General features: G+C 39.9%; 12 protein-coding genes, 25 tRNA genes, 2 rRNA genes and 1 riboswitch (1 of these 40 only partly in view). Of the genes, 3 read left to right on the top strand and 36 right to left on the bottom strand.

All coding sequences use genetic code 11. The annotated features are described in order from the left end of the window. The first annotated feature begins 342 nt into the window (after positions 1–342). Genes HZ311_RS06235 through mnmM form a run of 3 tightly spaced genes read left to right on the top strand, consistent with a single transcriptional unit; the run spans position 343 to position 2,530 of the window. Positions 343–999 (top strand): phosphatase PAP2 family protein, encoded by a 657-nt coding sequence (locus tag HZ311_RS06235; RefSeq protein ID WP_010734138.1) that lies wholly within the window; start codon positions 343–345, stop codon positions 997–999. Continuing rightward, positions 999–1,961 carry a tRNA modification radical SAM protein MnmL/YtqA gene (gene mnmL, locus HZ311_RS06240; protein WP_010734137.1) on the top strand — a complete coding sequence of 321 codons (963 nt, stop codon included), beginning with the start codon at positions 999–1,001 and terminating at the stop codon, positions 1,959–1,961. Before HZ311_RS06235 ends, mnmL begins: the two co-directional genes overlap by 1 nt. Next, positions 1,955–2,530, top strand: a complete 576-nt coding sequence (gene mnmM / locus HZ311_RS06245; RefSeq protein WP_010734136.1) for a tRNA 5-(aminomethyl)-2-thiouridylate-methyltransferase MnmM — start codon at positions 1,955–1,957, stop codon at positions 2,528–2,530. The genes mnmL and mnmM overlap by 7 nt, the downstream gene beginning before the upstream one ends. A 232-nt stretch (positions 2,531–2,762) precedes the next feature. Here mnmM and HZ311_RS06250 read toward each other — a convergent pair whose 3' ends face one another. The 36 genes from HZ311_RS06250 to HZ311_RS06425 form a co-directional block, all read right to left on the bottom strand. Continuing rightward, a complete protein-coding gene (locus tag HZ311_RS06250) occupies positions 2,763–3,308 on the bottom strand; it encodes a DUF5626 family protein (protein WP_137072937.1) in 546 nt (181 codons plus the stop codon). 1,024 nt (positions 3,309–4,332) lie between these two features. Next, entirely contained in the window at positions 4,333–6,102 is a 1,770-nt protein-coding gene (locus HZ311_RS06255; RefSeq protein ID WP_023520486.1) for an ABC transporter ATP-binding protein, read from the bottom strand. Positions 6,103–6,104: 2 nt separating this feature from the next. Next, entirely contained in the window at positions 6,105–7,817 is a 1,713-nt protein-coding gene (locus HZ311_RS06260) for an ABC transporter ATP-binding protein (protein ID WP_137072939.1), read from the bottom strand. 344 nt (positions 7,818–8,161) lie between these two features. Then, on the bottom strand, positions 8,162–8,698 hold the full coding sequence (locus HZ311_RS06265) for an acyl-CoA thioesterase (RefSeq protein WP_010734132.1): 537 nt from the start codon (positions 8,696–8,698) through the stop codon (positions 8,162–8,164). Positions 8,699–8,704: 6 nt separating this feature from the next. Next, on the bottom strand, positions 8,705–9,496 hold the full coding sequence (locus tag HZ311_RS06270) for an alpha/beta hydrolase (protein WP_137072941.1): 792 nt from the start codon (positions 9,494–9,496) through the stop codon (positions 8,705–8,707). Between the two features lie 57 nt (positions 9,497–9,553). Next, positions 9,554–11,032, bottom strand: a complete 1,479-nt coding sequence (locus tag HZ311_RS06275; RefSeq protein WP_065096702.1) for an MDR family MFS transporter — start codon at positions 11,030–11,032, stop codon at positions 9,554–9,556. A gap of 185 nt (positions 11,033–11,217) precedes the next feature. Beyond that, the gene (gene metK, locus HZ311_RS06280; RefSeq protein ID WP_178946539.1) at positions 11,218–12,411 is read right to left on the bottom strand and encodes a methionine adenosyltransferase; all 1,194 of its coding nucleotides are present in this window, start codon (positions 12,409–12,411) and stop codon (positions 11,218–11,220) included. Further along, positions 12,409–12,489, bottom strand: a riboswitch (SMK box riboswitch). (Overlaps the previous gene by 3 nt.) A 164-nt stretch (positions 12,490–12,653) precedes the next feature. Then, a complete protein-coding gene (locus tag HZ311_RS06285; protein ID WP_178946540.1) occupies positions 12,654–13,106 on the bottom strand; it encodes a hypothetical protein in 453 nt (150 codons plus the stop codon). Between the two features lie 20 nt (positions 13,107–13,126). Further along, entirely contained in the window at positions 13,127–15,442 is a 2,316-nt protein-coding gene (locus tag HZ311_RS06290; protein ID WP_178946541.1) for a hypothetical protein, read from the bottom strand. A gap of 440 nt (positions 15,443–15,882) precedes the next feature. Continuing rightward, positions 15,883–15,954 (bottom strand) — tRNA-Glu (locus tag HZ311_RS06295). Positions 15,955–15,974: 20 nt separating this feature from the next. Beyond that, positions 15,975–16,048: transfer RNA gene (locus tag HZ311_RS06300), tRNA-Ile, on the bottom strand. Between the two features lie 11 nt (positions 16,049–16,059). Next, a tRNA-Gly gene (locus HZ311_RS06305) sits at positions 16,060–16,130 on the bottom strand. A 4-nt stretch (positions 16,131–16,134) separates the two neighbouring features. Continuing rightward, a tRNA-Phe gene (locus HZ311_RS06310) sits at positions 16,135–16,207 on the bottom strand. 3 nt (positions 16,208–16,210) lie between these two features. Further along, positions 16,211–16,283: transfer RNA gene (locus HZ311_RS06315), tRNA-Asp, on the bottom strand. Between the two features lie 18 nt (positions 16,284–16,301). After that, a tRNA-Met gene (locus HZ311_RS06320) sits at positions 16,302–16,375 on the bottom strand. A 12-nt stretch (positions 16,376–16,387) separates the two neighbouring features. Beyond that, a tRNA-Ser gene (locus HZ311_RS06325) sits at positions 16,388–16,477 on the bottom strand. 13 nt (positions 16,478–16,490) lie between these two features. Next, a tRNA-Glu gene (locus tag HZ311_RS06330) sits at positions 16,491–16,562 on the bottom strand. 14 nt (positions 16,563–16,576) lie between these two features. Continuing rightward, a tRNA-Ser gene (locus tag HZ311_RS06335) sits at positions 16,577–16,664 on the bottom strand. Positions 16,665–16,688: 24 nt separating this feature from the next. Beyond that, a tRNA-Ile gene (locus HZ311_RS06340) sits at positions 16,689–16,762 on the bottom strand. 12 nt (positions 16,763–16,774) lie between these two features. Further along, positions 16,775–16,845 (bottom strand) — tRNA-Gly (locus tag HZ311_RS06345). Between the two features lies 1 nt (position 16,846). Then, positions 16,847–16,922 (bottom strand) — tRNA-Asp (locus HZ311_RS06350). Positions 16,923–16,940: 18 nt separating this feature from the next. Then, a tRNA-Met gene (locus HZ311_RS06355) sits at positions 16,941–17,014 on the bottom strand. Between the two features lie 11 nt (positions 17,015–17,025). After that, positions 17,026–17,115 (bottom strand) — tRNA-Ser (locus tag HZ311_RS06360). Positions 17,116–17,137: 22 nt separating this feature from the next. After that, positions 17,138–17,211, bottom strand: a tRNA-Ile gene (locus tag HZ311_RS06365). Positions 17,212–17,225: 14 nt separating this feature from the next. Further along, positions 17,226–17,299: transfer RNA gene (locus HZ311_RS06370), tRNA-Met, on the bottom strand. A gap of 28 nt (positions 17,300–17,327) precedes the next feature. Then, positions 17,328–17,400 (bottom strand) — tRNA-Ala (locus tag HZ311_RS06375). 17 nt (positions 17,401–17,417) lie between these two features. Continuing rightward, positions 17,418–17,491: transfer RNA gene (locus HZ311_RS06380), tRNA-Pro, on the bottom strand. A gap of 9 nt (positions 17,492–17,500) precedes the next feature. Next, positions 17,501–17,574, bottom strand: a tRNA-Arg gene (locus HZ311_RS06385). 10 nt (positions 17,575–17,584) lie between these two features. Next, a tRNA-Leu gene (locus tag HZ311_RS06390) sits at positions 17,585–17,670 on the bottom strand. Between the two features lie 17 nt (positions 17,671–17,687). Then, positions 17,688–17,759, bottom strand: a tRNA-Gly gene (locus HZ311_RS06395). Between the two features lie 10 nt (positions 17,760–17,769). Continuing rightward, positions 17,770–17,842: transfer RNA gene (locus HZ311_RS06400), tRNA-Thr, on the bottom strand. A 26-nt stretch (positions 17,843–17,868) separates the two neighbouring features. Next, a tRNA-Leu gene (locus HZ311_RS06405) sits at positions 17,869–17,950 on the bottom strand. A gap of 7 nt (positions 17,951–17,957) precedes the next feature. Next, a tRNA-Lys gene (locus tag HZ311_RS06410) sits at positions 17,958–18,030 on the bottom strand. 3 nt (positions 18,031–18,033) lie between these two features. Next, a tRNA-Val gene (locus tag HZ311_RS06415) sits at positions 18,034–18,106 on the bottom strand. A 12-nt stretch (positions 18,107–18,118) separates the two neighbouring features. Continuing rightward, a 5S ribosomal RNA gene (gene rrf, locus HZ311_RS06420) occupies positions 18,119–18,234 on the bottom strand. Between the two features lie 90 nt (positions 18,235–18,324). Further along, positions 18,325–18,589: ribosomal RNA gene (locus HZ311_RS06425) — 23S ribosomal RNA — on the bottom strand; it runs 2,650 nt beyond the window's last position.

Here is an 18,589-nt window from a genome sequence, read left to right on the forward strand (position 1 = left end):
CTTTTATCTAGCCTTATCAATAATTATAACTTCTCTTAATATTTATTAAAAGTTATTTAAGACTATTACGTTGTTTTGTAATCTTTATGTAATCTTTCGTAATTTTTTGATTTGACGCTTTTGTTAACCCTTTAATCAAACGATTCCGAGTTATTAAATTATATATGACCACCTATTTTTTAAATTAAATATGTCGGTTATATTACTTGAGGGTTGCTATTACATTACAACTTGCATAACAATATATTTTTATTCATTGATCCAAGTGAACAGGAATAGAAAACTCTTGTTTTTCGTTTTTATAATAAATGCTATAATGATTGAGCATGAAGGAGGAGTTAAATGAAAAATAAAAGAATCTTCCAAATCTCAGCCGCAAGTTGCTTCTTGCTTTTTCTAGCGTTGAGTCTACTTGTCTTATTTCGTGTGGATCTATTGTCTAGTTTTGACCAAACGCTGACCCATTGGATTCGTATTCCTTATCCTGATTGGAATCCATTTCAGCGGTTGATCACGACATTGGGAAATGCAATAACTGTCATTTTAGTATTTGGATTAGTTGCTCTTTGGTTATGGTTCAAGAAAAAAAGAAAAGAACTTTATTGGTTTACCCTCAATTTTGTGCTAATTGCTGGGATCTTAAATCCACTGATCAAGCTTTTAGTGATGCGTGACCGTCCAAGTCTTCAACATTTAGTTGTCGAAACGACGTATAGTTTTCCCAGCGGACATGCCGCAACGAGTATGATCTTGTATGGCACACTGATTTTTTTGATGCCATCCTTGATCAAGACGAGAGAATGGGCATGGATGATCCAAGTATTGTTAGGTTTACTGATTCTGAGTATTGGTGCTAGTCGTGTCTATCTGGGTGTCCATTATCCTAGTGATATCCTCGGTGGTTATAGCTTGAGCCTGTTTTGGTTATGCTTGACTTATCCTTGGTATATCCAACAACGCTTGCCATTTACACAATCAAATAGGAAGAGGGGATTTTAATGGAATTTCCTTATGCTGAAGGAAATAAACGTTACCATTCTTGGAATTATGCGTTACGCCATGAATTTGGTGGAAAAATTTTTAAAGTACCGATCGATGGTGGCTTTGATTGTCCCAATCGTGACGGAACAGTTGCCCACGGTGGTTGTACCTTTTGTAGTGTTTCTGGCTCTGGTGATATGATCGTTGCTCCTGAGGAGCCACTACCGATCCAGTTTCAAAAAGAAATCGATATGATGCACAAAAAATGGCCACAAGTGAATCAATACATCGTTTACTTTCAAAATTTCACGAATACCCATGCGCCTGTCGAAATCATTCGTGAACGATTTGAACAGGTCATCAACCTACCAGGTGTCGTTGGTTTATCAATTGGTACCAGACCAGATTGCTTACCTGATGAAGTCGTGGATTACTTAGCTGAATTGAATCAACGTTTATACTTATGGGTAGAATTAGGCTTACAAACGACTTATGAAGAAACCTCTGTCCTGATCAATCGGGCACATGATTATCAAACATATCTAGACGGTGTTGCGAAATTACGGAAGCACGACATACGTGTATGTACGCATCTGATCAACGGATTGCCAGGAGAATCATTGGATATGATGCGGGAAAATGTTCGTCGCACGATCTTAGATTCTGATATCCAAGGAATCAAACTACATTTGATGCACTTGATGCGTAAAACAAAGATGTTACGTGACTATCACGAGGGCAGACTGCAATTGATGAGTCGAGCCGATTATGTATCTGTCATTTGTGACCAATTAGAAATGATCCCACAAGAGATCATCATCCATCGTTTAACTGGTGATGCGCCTTGGGATTCATTGGTCGGGCCAATGTGGAGTTTGAAAAAATGGGAAGTCTTGAATGCGATCGATGAAGAAATGATTCGTCGCAATAGTTATCAAGGAAAGTACAATATTCGAGAAGGAGTCAAAAGCGGATGTTGAAAACGGCACTTCATTATAGTCATACGCTATTGGAGGAAATCATCCAACCAGGAGATTATGTGATTGATGCCACGATGGGCAATGGGCATGACACTTTATTTCTTGCAGAAAAAGTCGGAAAAACTGGTCAAGTATATAGTTTTGATATTCAACAACAAGCATTGGAGTCCACGCAACAAAAATTGTCAGAGAATGGCTTATTAGAGCGGACGACACTGTTTTTACAAGGACATGAGACCATTGGTGCGGTCATTGCTGAACAACAACCGATCAAAGCTGGTATCTTCAACTTAGGCTATTTACCCAAAAGTGATAAATCCGTCATCACGCTACCTGAAACGACAAAAACAGCGATGGAAGAAATCTTGAAACGTTTAGTTCCACAAGGTCGCATGATCATCGTCGTTTATTATGGTCATCAAGGTGGCGAAGCAGAACTAGATATGGTACAAAACTTTTGCCAAGCATTGCCTCAAGAACAATTCAATGTTTTGAATTATCAATTTATCAATCAAAAAAATAATCCTCCGATCTTGTATTGTATCGAAAAAAAGAAACGCCACAACTAATAAAAAACTCCTTGTCTTCTAGTATGATAAAACTGAGAAGATAAAGAGTTTTTTCATTTTTTAGCAGAACCTAACGACCAATTAGAATCCCATTTTCTTAATGACCCTCACTTGATCACATTTGAGCTATGATTTGGTGAAATACTGTTTTAGCACACGAATGATCAATATTGTTACACCTGCCGCCAAAATAAAACTGATGATGGCTATTATTATTCCTAGAGCCCCCATCCTATTTAACAGTTACGACCAAATTATTTGAGCTATTAATTGATGCTCTTAACCAGCCACTCCATCCGCCAAAATCCCATATCGGAGTTCCAAACTCGAAATAATAAGTTGCTTGTTTTGTGCTATCTCTTTTCAATGAACTAGATTTCACACTGACCCCCACATGATAGTACCAAGGATCATAAGCACTACTAATACTATTACTACTTACTCTAATATTAAAGCCGCAATTAAAAATTACTGAATAATAATAGATATTCCATACTCCATTACCTAAACGTAAATGGTTATCAAACACTGGTTCAGCAACAATTTTCGCTGTTGTACCACTTGCCAAATGTATTTCTTTAGTCTGTACCATGTTTTTTGATAAGTCAAATTCTACTACACTACCTCCTTCTTCTTTTACAAGAACGGCAGAATCATTTGCTTCTACTAGCGGTTGCGCTTCTACAATTTTAGTTGGCATGAAAAATATCAATATCAGAGTGATTGCTATAACACTAATCAAATCGATTACTTTACTAAATTGCTTTTCTCTCCACATCTTAAGTTCCCTTCTTTCTTTATCACATTTTTCATTTTTACTGCATGGAACATTTCCAACCACTCCTACTAACGCTCAAACTAGATTTAGTTTTATCCTCCTCATTTTTATATGTATATAAGTATGACATGCAGTCTTCATATTTATATGCAAGTGAAGTTAGGATGAGTTCATTATGCATGGGCATGCAACTAAATGATGTATTAATAGTTATTCTGCTATAATTAATTATATCAACTTTAGAATATCGGGAAATTTTTCTTTTTTCTTTAAAAAAAAATTTCATACTATATATTCTCTGATTTATTTTTATAAAAAAACTACCTCACCTCAATAAACGAATAGCCACCTCATCTAAAATTGGAGATTTCAAATGTGCTATAAAATTATTTCGGTCTGTTTCGGACAAGGGAAGTAAGATGTACTCATGAATCTATTCTTTGATTTTATCTTTGTAATCACGGCAGAAGTAACCGCTCATTACATCTGCAAATGGTTTGATTGTAGAATTGCCAAAAAAAGACAGTAAGCCTACCCGTTAATTCCTATTGAAACGTAAAAGAAACCCACTAGCCCGCCAGCTAGTGGGTTTTGGTCGTAATATGAACCTGTTCTTTGTTGAATAAATTATACTATAATACAATTAATATTCCAGTGTGTCTGTGTATTTAGAATAGAAATTCATCGTCACTTCTATTGATCAAACGATTATCATGAGGAATACTTGACTAAGTTCTTTTTATTTTGCATAGTGATGATTTCTAAAATCATTGACCTGACTTAATAAGAAATCACAGATTCACTTTCTAATAACTGAAAACTATTTGCCATAACTTTTGTTACATAAGTACGGGAGCCTTGCTAATTTTTCAAGGTTCATGTTTGGATTCATCCAAACACGCCAATCAGACTGCATGACATGAAAAACACCAAACCAAGGGCTTCTTGATTTGGTGTTTTTCGACTTCCATTTGAACATTCGTTACACAATGACGGGAGTGAGACATTCGTTCTCTCCCACCACCTATTCAAACACAAACTGATTATGATACAACTCTGCATAAAAGCCATCTTCTGCTAATAATTGATGATGGTTTCCTTCTTCGATCACTTTACCATCACGTAAAACAACGATGCGATCAGCGTTCAAGATCGTTTTCAAGCGATGGGCGATCACGAAACTTGTTCGACCTTTAATCGCTTCATCCATTGCTTTTTGGATTCTTGCTTCAGTTACTGTATCCACGTTACTTGTTGCTTCATCTAAAATCAATAGGTCTGGATTCGTGATGATTGTTCGCGCGATACTGATCAATTGCTTTTGCCCCGTACTGAACAAATTATTTTCTTCAGAGACGTGGGTATCATAGCCATGTTCGAGCGTCTGGATAAAGTCATGGATATTTGCTTGTTTCGCTGCGCTAACTACTTCTTCATCCGTTGCATCTGGTTTACCAAAGACAATATTGTCTCGGATCGTGCCAGAAAATAGAACGGATTCTTGTAGAACGATGCCGACATGTCGACGCAATTCGTCTAAATCATACTCGCGGATATCTGTTCCGTCAATGCTCACAGAGCCACCGTTCACATCATAGAAGCGATTCAACAAGTTCATGATCGTTGTCTTACCTGAACCAGTTGGGCCTACTAAAGCAACCATCTCGCCTTTATTCACATCAATGGAAACATCATTTAAGACTAATTTCTCTGGACTATAGCCAAAATCAACATTCGTCAATGATAAGCCCTTTTCGATCCCCGCAAACGGTTTGCCGTTTTGTGGTTTCACTTCATCTTTTTCAGCAAACATTTCATTCAGTCTTCGCGCTCCAGTGATCGCTAACTGGATCATACTGTAGCCAGAAGAAATTTGCATCAATGGTTGATAATATTGTTGGGAATATTGGACGAAAGTAACTACTAATCCTAGCGCTACTGAACGTTCCAAATCACCATTCAACGCTAACCAGCCACCAAAGAAGATCACGATCGCTGTGTTGACTAAAGACATACCTTGCATCATTGGGAAAAGTAACCCTGAGTATGCTTGTCCTTTAAATGTTGCTTCACGAACAGTTTGATTATGAGCTAAGAAACCTTCGATCGTTTCTTCTTGCAGACCATTCGTGATGATCACGCGTTGCCCACTGATCTTTTCATCCATATAACCATTCAATTTACCGACTTCATCTTGTTGGATATCGACATATTTGCGGGCTTTTTGAATGACTAGGACAGCAATCAAAATCGCGACCGGTGTAGAAGCAATCGTCGCCCAAGCAAGTTGGACATTTTGGCGGAACATCATGATCAAGATACCAACTAATAGAACCGCATTCGTGATCACTTGAAGAAGTGCTTGGTTCAAACTATTTTGGATATTATCCAAATCACTAGTGAAGCGACTAAGAATCTCCCCATCTTGATGGGAATCAAAAAAGCGGATCGTTAATTTTTCTAATTTATTGAATAGACCAATACGCATCCGGTTCGTTGATTTCCCAACCACTTGTGTAAATAAAATACTGTAAATAAAATTTGCCGCACTGGCTAAAACATAAAACATCAAAAGCTTCCAAATAATCGAAAGGAAATTGCTTTTATCATCGACACCTTGCATCAAAGCAGTAATATAATTTGCTAATTCTTGGAAAGCTTCCCCGATATATTGAGGTGCTTTTACTTGTAAGTAAGTTGCTGCAATCACAGTAATAAAGATAAAGAAGAAGGAAACCTTGTACCGCTTTAAATAATGATAGAAAAACTTACTTGCTTTAATCAAATCAGTCATGGCTACTCCTCCGTTCCTTTTTGAGTTTCAAAAATCACTTGATATACCTGATTGTTTGCAACGAGTTCTTCATGCGTTCCTTCACCCACTAGTTTTCCTTCATCTAGTACCAAGATGCGGTCTGCTTTGACAACAGAAGCAATCTTTTGAGCGATAACGATCGTTGTCGTGTCTTTTAACTCACGATCAAGGGCTTCGCGAACCAGTTTTTCTGAACGGGCATCTAATGCACTGGTACTGTCATCTAGAATCAGGATTTTTGGCTGACCGATCACACCACGTGTGATAGATAAACGTTGCTTTTGTCCACCAGAAAAGTTACTACTACGTTCTTCGACTGGTGCTTCATAACGATCAGCTAATTTCTCGATAAATTCTTTGGCTTGAGCGATAGAAGAAGCATTTTCCATATCCTTTTCTGTTGCATTCTTGTTCCCTTGACGTAGATTCTGGGCAATCGTGCCTGAAAAAAGAATCGCTTTTTGTAAAACAAACGAGACGGTTTTTCTTAAACTATGTTCATTCACTTGTCGTAGATCAACACCACCAACTTCTACTTTCCCTTCCGTTGGATCGAACAAGCGTGGAATCAATTGTGCTAAAGTTGACTTTCCTGCTCCAGTTGCCCCAACAATACCAACCATTTCACCAGGCTCGATCGAAAAAGTGATATTTTTGAGTGTATCTGCATCATCACCAGGATAACGAAAAGACACGTTTTCAAAACGAACAGAACCAGTCAATTCTTGTTCAGGTACATCTAGATAAGTTAAATCTGGTTCAGTATCTAAGATCTCTTTGATCCGTTTTAAGGAAACAGCGGCTCTTGAGGTCATCATCATCATCATACCGCCGATGATGATCGCCATCATGATCTGCATCAAATAGTTCATAAATGAAGCAATACCACCAATCAGGGTTGGATCATCTTTTGCAAGATCACTGACGAAGAAGATTGCTCCCACCACAGCTAAGTTCGCAGCTAACATAAATGAGGGGATCATGACTGAAAATAATGTTCCAACAATGATATTGTGCTTCGTTAAATCTTCACTGACTTTACTAAATTCATTCAACTGATTTTCTTCTTGGACAAACGATTTGACTACTCGAATCCCCATTAGATTTTCTTTTGCGATACTATTAACTTTATCGATCAGTTTTTGGATGATCATAAAGTGCTTGCCCATACGTGTAAAGGACAGCGCTGTGATCAAGAATACAGTAACGATCAAAAGAACGATGATCCACCACAACTGAGGCATTGTTGCCATCGCAAGAATAAATGCACCAATAAACAGAAACGGGATACGGAACAAAGATTGCAAAGAAATCATAACTAAGTTTTGGATCTGCGTAATATCGTTCGTTAAGCGCACCACTAAATTTCCAGCAGAAAACTGTTCAATATTACCAAATGAGAAGGTCTGGATCTTGCGAAACGCTTCCTCCCGGATATCTGCACTGACACCCTGTGCGACTTTAGCAGAAAATATCGTGTTCGTGACTCCAGCTGCTAAACCTAGGAGTGCTAAACTAATCAAAGAAATGCCAATCGTGCGCATTTCATCGCTGTCTTCTGTAATGATTGCTTCTAATACTTGTTGCAACAACTTAGGTTGCCAAAGCGTAGCTGTAACCATAAGTGCGACAGAAAGCAAAGAAACAAAAACAGCTAATCGATAGTTTTTTGCATGTTTTAAAATAAGCTTCATATTTGTGACTTACACCTCTCTTTTTTTATAATAAATCGTCCTATTTTATAATTCGTAAAAATAGACCGACTAACAATTTACCATGTTTGAAAAAAGAAATCAACCTGTAATTTTTTAACGCTGGAACTACTTTTATAATAGAAAGAAACTTTAAAGTATCTGTTTTTAAATACACCTTCTTTCTTCTTGAGTTTATCTTCCTCTCACTATAAAAGGTACGTTATAGAATTCTTCTTTATTATGCTTATTTCCAATCCGTTTAGCACCTATCTTGCTCGCCACAATAAAAAAGAAGTGATCTTGATCGATCACTTCTACATTTCTTCTACCATTCATAAGTAGACTTATTCTCGTTCTCTTGTCCAAGGGAGATCTAAAGATAGACTAGCGGCAAATTCTTTATATGCTGTTCTTTCCTTCTGTCTTGTAGCACGGCGTTCCTCGTACCCACTGCAAACTAATTGCTCTTCCTCGGTTTCAGGAATGACATGTGGCACCGTAAATTCTTTTTCAAGGTTCATATGTGAAGGAACCGCAACGAATGTCGTAAAGCAAGTAGCAGCCAAATAGCGTTCACCTGTCGTTAAGTTTTCACCGATGATCTTCACAAAAACCTCCATTGATTTCTTATGGGCACCAGACACATAAGATTCCACACAAACGGAATGATTTTCATGCAAAGGCTTCAAAAAATTCAAACTATCTAAAGAAGCAGTGACTGCCCCTCTGCGACAATGACGGGTGACCGAAATCGATGCTGCATCATCGATCATTGCCATTAATTTCCCTCCAAAAAGATACCCAAATGGATTCAAATCAAAGGGAAAAATCCGATGTGTTTGGATAACCATCGAGTCTTTGCAATACTTTGTTTCTTCCATACGGTGTCAGCTCCTTTTGTTGAACAACCAAGCGAGCGCTCGTTGGATCCATTGATCCCAAAAAATCCAATCATGTTCCCCAGGACCATGTTCAAATGTCACATCGATGTTGTTTTCTTTTAAAATTTCTGCCATTTCTTGGTTGGCTTGATAGAGAAAATCGGATTCACCACAAGCAAGATACATACGTGGTGGTTCTTTGTCACTTTTTGCTAAGGTTTCAACAAGGTAAGCTGGATCATTTACTGAACCTTGGATGCTATCTAGTGGACCAAAAATTCCTTCCCAGAACTTGGCTTGACGGATCATCAATAAGTCGTCCATTCGATTACCAACCGACACCGCACCTGAGAGAGAAATAATAGCTGAGAAACGTTCGGGCTTTGCAAACCCCAATTTCAACGCACCATATCCACCCATTGAAAGACCAGCTGCATACGTTTTTTCTCTTTTCGTTGTCAGTTGTGGGAACAATTCGTGACAGATTTCTGGTAATTCTTCTGAGATAAACGTCCAGTACTTCATATCATACGTTGTGTCTGTGTACCAACCTAAATCCGTTGATGGCATGATGACGGCTAACCCGTAATCCGCCGCATATCTTTCAATGGAAGTCCGCCGTTGCCAAACACTATGATTACCTCCCATACCATGTAACAGGTAAAGCACTGGAACATCCGTCAGATTTGCCGATGTACTTGTCCCAATCACTTTTTTGGTTGTCTGAGGTAAGATCACATTTAGATTGACTTCCATTTCTAATACGTTTGAATAAACATTTGCTTGGATAAATGCCATATGTTTTTCGCCTTCTTTACTTTATTCAGATCGTTTTTCTGACAACAATCTGTAAATTTACTTGTATTCTTTTATTGTAGCATTTTTTTGACGAATTAAAAATGTTAGCCCTAGCGCGATGATGACTAATAATAAGCCTACCAGATAGACTTGGTGTAACCCATGATACAAAATTTCTCGTAATGGTGTTAATATTTCTGCGTCAATCATTTTTGCTGTTTGTGGATTGACTAATTTGTTCATGATGTCCGGATCGTCTGTCAATTGTTTGGCAGCAAGTTCAGCTTGCGTGACTCGGTTGATCAATAATCCAAAAACTGCGACCATCACTGTTTGCCCAATGGTGCGGACTAACGTATTAAACGAAGTGGCAACACCCATTTGTTCTGAAGGCACACTGTTTTGTGCGCTGACAGTCGATGTTGTCATTGTGATCCCTAAGCCGACACCGATGATCGTTGAAATCAGGAAGAACCATAAAAAATTACTTTGAAATGGCATCAGCCAAAGTCCTGCACCACCGACAATGGTGATGAACAACCCGATACGTAACACTCGATAGGTGGTCATCTGGGTCATCCACTTACTTGCTAAGAACGAACCAACCATCCAAACAAGAGAAAGTGGTGCCAAAACTAATCCACCAATTGCCGCATTAAGTCCTAATACTCCTTGCATCCACATTGGGATATAGACATCGATCCCCATTAAAAAACCACTTGCTAAAGCTGCTGCTGCATTCACAACGACAAAAAGCGGGTTTTTGAATAGGTGAAGCATGATGACAGGATCTTCTGCTCGTTTTTCGACGAACAGGAATAAGAAAAAGAATAAAACACTACCTATTAATAATCCCAACACAAATGGTGTCAGCCCTTGATCACCTAGTAATTGAAAACCTAGTAACAGCAAAACCAACGTAAACATCAAACTAAAACTACCTTTAAGATCCATTGGTTTCGCTTCACGAGTTGTTTTTGGTTCATTGAGATAGAGCCAAATCAGCACCATCAGTAATAACCCGATCGGCACATTGATGAAGAAAATCCAGTGCCAACTCAATGCTTCTACAATAAACCCACCAGCTAATGGACCAAACACACTAGCGATTCCCCAAGCTGAACTATTCAACCCTAACACTTTTGCTCGTTTTTCAATCGTGTATAAATCGCCAATGATCGTCAATGCGACTGGCATCATTGCTCCTGCACCCATCCCTTGAATTGCCCGCGAAATAATCAAGCCAAGCATAGATTGAGAAAGCCCACAAAAAAGTGAACCGATAATAAATAATAGCGTACCGAAAATAAAAATCGGTTTTCTTCCAACTTTATCTGCAAGTTTCCCATAGATGGGTGTCAACATGGCATTCGTCAATAAATAAATCGAAAACACCCAGTTCATCATTTCCATGCCGTGCAGTGAACCAACGATCGTTGGCATTGCAGTCGTAACGATTGTCCCCTCAATCGCCGTCATAAATGTAGCGATGAACACGCAGATCGTTACGACTTTCACGTTTGTTTTTCTTTCCATTCTCAAGCCCACTCCTTATCGTAACTTCCGTTATTTAAATGGCATCATCTGCCTAATAAACTTCGACTCTGCTAAAAAAGCCAAAATACTCTAAAAGTAGCATAAGCTACTTTCGAATATCCCGGCTTACTGGTCTACATTTGATGTGCGTCACACGCAGCGAACACATTCAATTCAAACATAAATTATTTAGCTAAACTAGCTTTTAATGCATCTACTTTATCCGTTTTTTCCCATGGCAAGTCAACATCTGTACGTCCAAAATGACCATATGCAGCTGTTTGTTTATAGATTGGACGACGCAAATCAAGCATTTCGATGATTCCCGCAGGACGTAAGTCAAAGTTTTCTCTTACCGCAGCAATCAACGCTTCTTCTGGCACTTCTGCCGTTCCAAAGGTATTGATTGAGATCGAAACAGGTTGAGCGACACCGATTGCATAAGCCAATTGGACTTCTACTTTACGAGCAAGTCCTGCTGCTACGATATTTTTCGCAATGTATCGTGCCGCATAACTTGCTGAACGGTCAACTTTCGTTGCATCCTTCCCAGAGAAAGCACCGCCGCCATGACGGGCATATCCACCATACGTATCAACAATGATTTTTCGTCCTGTCAATCCAGCATCTCCTTGAGGTCCGCCGATCACAAAACGTCCAGTAGGGTTAATATAATATTTTGTTTGTTCGTCCAGTAGTTCTGCTGGAATAACTTCTTTGATCACTTTTTCAATGACATCTTGACGAATCGTTGCATTATCAACTGCATCATCATGTTGTGTCGAAATAACGATCGTATCAACTCTTTCTGGTTGTCCTTGGTCATTATATTCTACAGTGACTTGTGATTTTGCATCTGGGCGCAAATATGTTAATTCTTTTGATTTACGCAATTCAGCTAAACGTCGTACTAAGCGATGACTTAAGGCAATTGGTAATGGCATCAATTCTGGTGTTTCGTCCACTGCATAACCAAACATCAATCCTTGGTCACCAGCGCCGATTTCATCTAATAAATCTCTTTCTTTTTCGTCACGGATCTCAAGTGCTTCATCCACCCCTTGAGCGATATCTGGTGACTGCTCGTCAATTGCTGCCAATACTGCTACAGTGTCACCATCAAAGCCGAACTTTGCACGAGTATAACCAATCTCTTTGACTGTCTCACGTACTACTTTTTGGATATCCACATATGCTGTTGTAGAGATTTCGCCAAATACTAAAACTAGCCCCGTCGTTACAGACGTCTCACAAGCTACTCTTGCATTTGGGTCTTGTTCTAGGATCGCATCTAAAATCGCATCACTGATTTGATCAGCGACCTTATCCGGATGTCCTTCTGAAACAGATTCTGATGTAAATAAATGTCTTTCTACCATAATTATGATTCCCCCTAGTTAAATTCGGTTACAAGGCATCTCCGTTCGTACGGATCCTCTCGGGAACTTGCAACGAGTCAAGTATAGCAGATAAACAGATTTTACGCTCGTTTTTTCGTAGTTCTTTAGAAAAAAAATGGCAACTTTCAATAATAAGCGACATTTAACCTCAACTGAGTTAGCAAGCTGACGCAAAAGCTTTTTACCTATCTTTTATTATACTAGTTTGCCTATCCTTTTGATTATTTTGTCACCGTGACTTGCTTTTTACATTTGGTTTTCTTACTAACGGAACATTGATTTTTGACCGCCGATGCCTGTTTGCTGCGATGAATCATTGTAGCAAATTGGTTGGTCAAAGGAGCCGAAGCACCTGTTGCGACTCCAGCAGGCGTCAGCTGGGATTGAGAAACTTTAGCAAACGAATCGACGGTTGACTGACTCTCTACCTGATAGGAACATGTTTTGGATTCGATGCCAATCCGTTCGCAAATGTGACTTTCTATTTCTTTATTCTTTTCTACAAGGCAAGCAATAAAATATTTAGCCATTTCTTTTGCTACTGGGATCTTGATATATGGCAGTCTTTCTTCTAGCATTTTTAGTTCATTGACGTTGCTTTGCAATTCTTTGTATAAATCAGAGGTTGCTATCACGCAGATTTCTTTGCCTAATAATGTACCTGTTGGTCCCACAGATTGTATGATTTTTCCTTTCAGAAAGCAATCAAAAATAAGCGGGATTCTCCCCCATTATTCATTATTTCATCAATATAAAGATCATTACCAAATAAGATGCGTATATCTCCGTAGCGAGAGTATTTATGTAAATCTCCATTTCCTGCCTCACTTTGTTTCGATTGATTTTTTCGATAAATATAATACCCAAAGAGATAGTCAAAATTTAAGTTCCATTCTTGATTATCTCCCTTCATGGCTTCAACAAATCGACGTTTCATCTCTAAAGATGCGAGGTCTTGCACTTCCGTATTCCATTTAGGCGTTATTCGATCCGATAGCTGTAAATCAAATAGATCTTTTTTACAATGGAACAATGCCACTCTTAGTGCAGCTTCCATTTCAATGATCCCACAATTACCTGTTGTTTGAGGTGCGAGTTTTATCGTTGGGATCTCCTTGAATCTATGTGAGAGTGATTCGATTCGTTTTAATATCCCATAGGGTTTAAATTCATAAAAATCTCGCGCAGAGAACAGCACTCGGCTGAACTCTTGGATTTTATCCATCGGTATTTTAACGTAAGATAAAGCACCAGTTTTCAGTGTTTCTTCTTTATCTACTTGCATCACCATGAACTCATTTTCTCTCTTATATACAATCAAACCTGATATGTGTCCATTTCTTACCGGATCTAGCATCTTAAAACAAGCTGGAATCAGTAAAAAGTCGGTTGAATCATTATTTCGTAATTTTTCCAACATACTTTGAATACTATTTGCCTGTTTTAGTTGATTCAGTTCGTTTGATTGGTTTAAAGAAGCAATAATATTTGCTTGCCTTTTTTCATCGATAAAAAAACCATCTTTATCAGTTTCGATCATTTTGATATAGGTCGAAAAAAGTAATTCATAAACCTCTGGAAAAAGAAAACTATCATCATTTCTTTTTAACGATAACGTTAAAGCGAGCATGTCCATCCTTCTTGTAAAATCCTGTTTTTGCTTTTGTTTCAATTCTTCTTTTTTAATAAAATTACTCCGATCTTTTTGTTCTAAGTTCATTGGTAGAACCTTTTGCCATTGACTTTCTCTTTTCAAATCGGACTGCTTTCTTTGCATCATAATCCGCCGTTTTATTTCGCTGTTGATATCGTCATATCGGTCATCCAACCTTGAAAGGATACGTTTTGTCATTTCTTTTGCTACAGGACTTTTGATCATTGTTAACCGATCTTCATACATCTGCATCATTATTCCATCAAGATAGAGTGTTTCTGTTAACTTTTTGAATTTGACTTGAGTAAGCACTTGATCATACAGTAACGCTGTCGGCTGAACTGCCCATTCAAGTCTATTTTTTAGGATTGCTTCGTTTGAGGTTTGATCTTTTCCATTTGTAGCGATCATTGTAAGGATATAAGGGTCCCTAGCAAAAATATTTTGTATACTTCTGTTCCACCATTCATGTTGGTTATTACTCGGTAAGAGTGGATTTATCCTCTTCTCCCCTATCCGATATAAGTAATAGTCAAAAACATGATCAAATACTTCATTCCACGTTTTATTCTCTCCTTTTACTGCTTCAAGAAATCTTTTTCGCATTTCTAGATTCGCCTGATTGACAAAAGGATTCCATACAGGCGTTACTTTTCCAGCAGTATCCAATGAAAAGATATCGGTTCTGCAATGAAACAATAGGACTTTTAATGTATCTTCCACTTCCTTCGTTTTGCTATGATCCATTCCTTGTCTTCCTATTGTTAAAGCAGGGATTACTTGGAAGCCCTCAGAGAGCAACTCGATGTCCTTAAGTAAAGAAAATGGTCTGGGATTTAAAGAGTCCCGTTCAAAATAAATGATTTTACTTAGCATTTCTGCCTTTGCTACTGGAATCTTCGCATAAGATACTTGACCACTACTGAACTGTTCTTCGCTATCTACTTTGACCACAATCAACTTATTTTCTTTCTTATAAACAATCAATCCAAAAAACTGTGGAGAAACATGTTCATCTTCAACTAGATTCGTCAATACGGAAAAAAGCATAAAATCAGTTGGATCATCGCTCCTCATTTTTCCAAAAGCCTCCCAAAGCAAGGTATGATTCTTGTATGTAAGAAAATCCTGTGATCGTTGCAATGACTCAACCACTTTTGATTGTTTTTGTTTCTCTAAAAAAAAATGGTCAACATCGGTCTCGATCATTTTTTTGTAGGTCGAAAAAAGCAACCTATATTTTTCTAGTGAAATTAACTTTCTATCTTCGTTTAATGATAATGTCGTCGCTAACATGTCTAATCTTTTTATAAAATCATTTTTATTTCCACTCGTTTCTCTAGTTACCTCATTCACTATGCTACCTCCAATGATTCTATTATTTACATACTCATCCACCTCTAAGAGTATAGTATTTCCGCATTTAAATTTTTCCCACTTATTTTGAAATCACGAAAAAGTGCTTTTTCATAACATCTTAGCTCGCCATAAGAATCACCTCATATCAAACTAGTAGCTATGACCAAAGTGCTGTAAGCGGATATGAGCAAGCTATTTAAATAGTTTTTTTAGTAAAAAATATAAAAACAACTCGCTTTCACTTGGCATAAATTCAGTTCAAACTCATTCATGGCTCTCGTCGAATACCAAAAAAGAGCAATAGGTCGATTATGCAGTCTGAACCGCCCCCAAAAGTTAGACCAAAAATCTATTTTTTTGGTGATCACTACAAAAATCATTCAAACCACTTTAGTAAAAAAGAGCAAAAAAAAAGATACTCTCAAAAGTATCTTCGATGACCCGTACGGGATTCGAACCCGTGTTACCGCCGTGAAAGGGCGGTGTCTTAACCGCTTGACCAACGGGCCAGGTAAAAATATGAAAATAATGGGCCTAAATGGACTCGAACCATCGACCTCACGCTTATCAGGCGTGCGCTCTAACCAGCTGAGCTATAGGCCCATAAAAACTAAAGCGGGTGACGAGAATCGAACTCGCGACAACAGCTTGGAAGGCTGTGGTTTTACCACTAAACTACACCCGCAGTATGGCGCGGGACAGAATCGAACTGCCGACACATGGAGCTTCAATCCATTGCTCTACCAACTGAGCTACCGAGCCAAACGGTTCCGACGGGAATCGAACCCGCGATCTCCTGCGTGACAGGCAGGCATGTTAACCCCTACACCACGGAACCAATGTTTTTAGTTTTTAATTGCGGGAGCAGGATTTGAACCTACGACCTTCGGGTTATGAGCCCGACGAGCTACCAGACTGCTCCATCCCGCGATAATATAAAAAAGGAGGATAAGGGATTCGAACCCTTGCACGGTTTTACCCGCCTGACGGTTTTCAAGACCGTTCCCTTCAGCCGGACTTGGGTAATCCTCCAATATAAAGCTAATGACCCGTACGGGATTCGAACCCGTGTTACCGCCGTGAAAGGGCGGTGTCTTAACCGCTTGACCAACGGGCCAGATAAAAATGAAACGGAGAAGGAGGGATTTGAACCCTCGCGCCGGTTTCCCGACCTACACCCTTAGCAGGGGCGCCTCTTCAGCCACTTGAGTACTTCCCCAAAACCATTAAGATTTTGAATAAATGGGCCTAAATGGACTCGAACCATCGACCTCACGCTTATCAGGCGTGCGCTCTAACCAGCTGAGCTATAGGCCCATAAAAACTAAAAGCGGGTGACGAGAATCGAACTCGCGACAACAGCTTGGAAGGCTGTGGTTTTACCACTAAACTACACCCGCGTGGCGGTCCCGACGGGAATCGAACCCGCGATCTCCTGCGTGACAGGCAGGCATGTTAACCCCTACACCACGGAACCAATGTTTTTAGTTTTTAATTGCGGGAGCAGGATTTGAACCTACGACCTTCGGGTTATGAGCCCGACGAGCTACCAGACTGCTCCATCCCGCGATAATATGAAAAGGAGGATAAGGGATTCGAACCCTTGCACGGTTTTACCCGCCTGACGGTTTTCAAGACCGTTCCCTTCAGCCGGACTTGGGTAATCCTCCAATATGAAATACAACGTCGCTATGGACCTTGTAGGACTCGAACCTACGACCGGACGGTTATGAGCCGTCTGCTCTAACCAACTGAGCTAAAGGTCCAGGCTCTTAAATAATCGCGGCGGAGGGGATCGAACCCCCGACCTCCCGGGTATGAACCGGACGCTCTAGCCAGCTGAGCTACACCGCGAAAAAAAGTATTCATTATTTAAATGAAATGGAGCCTAGCGGGATCGAACCGCTGACCTCCTGCGTGCAAAGCAGGCGCTCTCCCAGCTGAGCTAAGGCCCCTTGAAACTATTTACTAATCGGGAAGACAGGATTCGAACCTGCGACCCCTTGGTCCCAAACCAAGTGCTCTACCAAGCTGAGCTACTTCCCGTAAAACTAACGCGCCCAAGAGGAGTCGAACCCCTAACCTTTTGATCCGTAGTCAAACACTCTATCCAATTGAGCTATGGGCGCATATTTGTAATGCCGAGGACCGGAATCGAACCGGTACGGTGATCACTCACCGCAGGATTTTAAGTCCTGTGCGTCTGCCAGTTCCGCCACCCCGGCGCGTAGTACATTGGCAAAGCGGAAAACGGGGTTCGAACCCGCGACCCCCACCTTGGCAAGGTGGTGCTCTACCACTGAGCTATTTCCGCGTATTTACGATGCCGGCTAAAGGACTTGAACCCTCGACCCTCTGATTACAAATCAGATGCTCTACCAACTGAGCTAAGCCGGCGTAAAAAAATAGAAACAATCATATGATGCGGGTGAAGGGACTTGAACCCCCACGCCGTAAGGCGCTAGATCCTAAATCTAGTGCGTCTGCCAATTCCGCCACACCCGCAAAAATATGAGCCGTACAGGGCTCGAACCTGTGACCCTCTGATTAAAAGTCAGATGCTCTACCAACTGAGCTAACGGCTCATATGGAGGTTAACGGGATCGAACCGCTGACCCTCTGCTTGTAAGGCAGATGCTCTCCCAGCTGAGCTAAACCTCCAAAGATAACAAAGCGTGGCGGCGTCCTACTCTCACAAGGGGCAACCCCTCACTACAATCGGCGCTAAGAAGCTTAACTTCTGTGTTCGGCATGGTTACAGGTGTATCCTTCTCGCCATCGCCACCACACTTGGTGTTATCTATGTTTGAGTAAATCTTGTTCACTCAAAACTGGATTTGAAGTATCAGTAAGAAACTCTCCGAGTTTTTCATTTTATTTTGGTTAAGTCCTCGATCGATTAGTATCAGTCCGCTCCATACATCACTGTACTTCCACTCCTGACCTATCTACCTGATCATCTCTCAGGGATCTTACTTTCTTAAAGAAATGGGAAATCTCATCTTGAGGTGGGCTTCACACTTAGATGCTTTCAGCGTTTATCCCTTCCCTACATAGCTACCCAGCAATGCCCTTGGCAGAACAACTGGTACACCAGCGGTAAGTCCATCCCGGTCCTCTCGTACTAAGGACAGCTCCTCTCAA

Origin of the sequence: Enterococcus mundtii (assembly GCF_013394305.1) — a bacterium.
Classification (GTDB): domain Bacteria; phylum Bacillota; class Bacilli; order Lactobacillales; family Enterococcaceae; genus Enterococcus_B; species Enterococcus_B pernyi.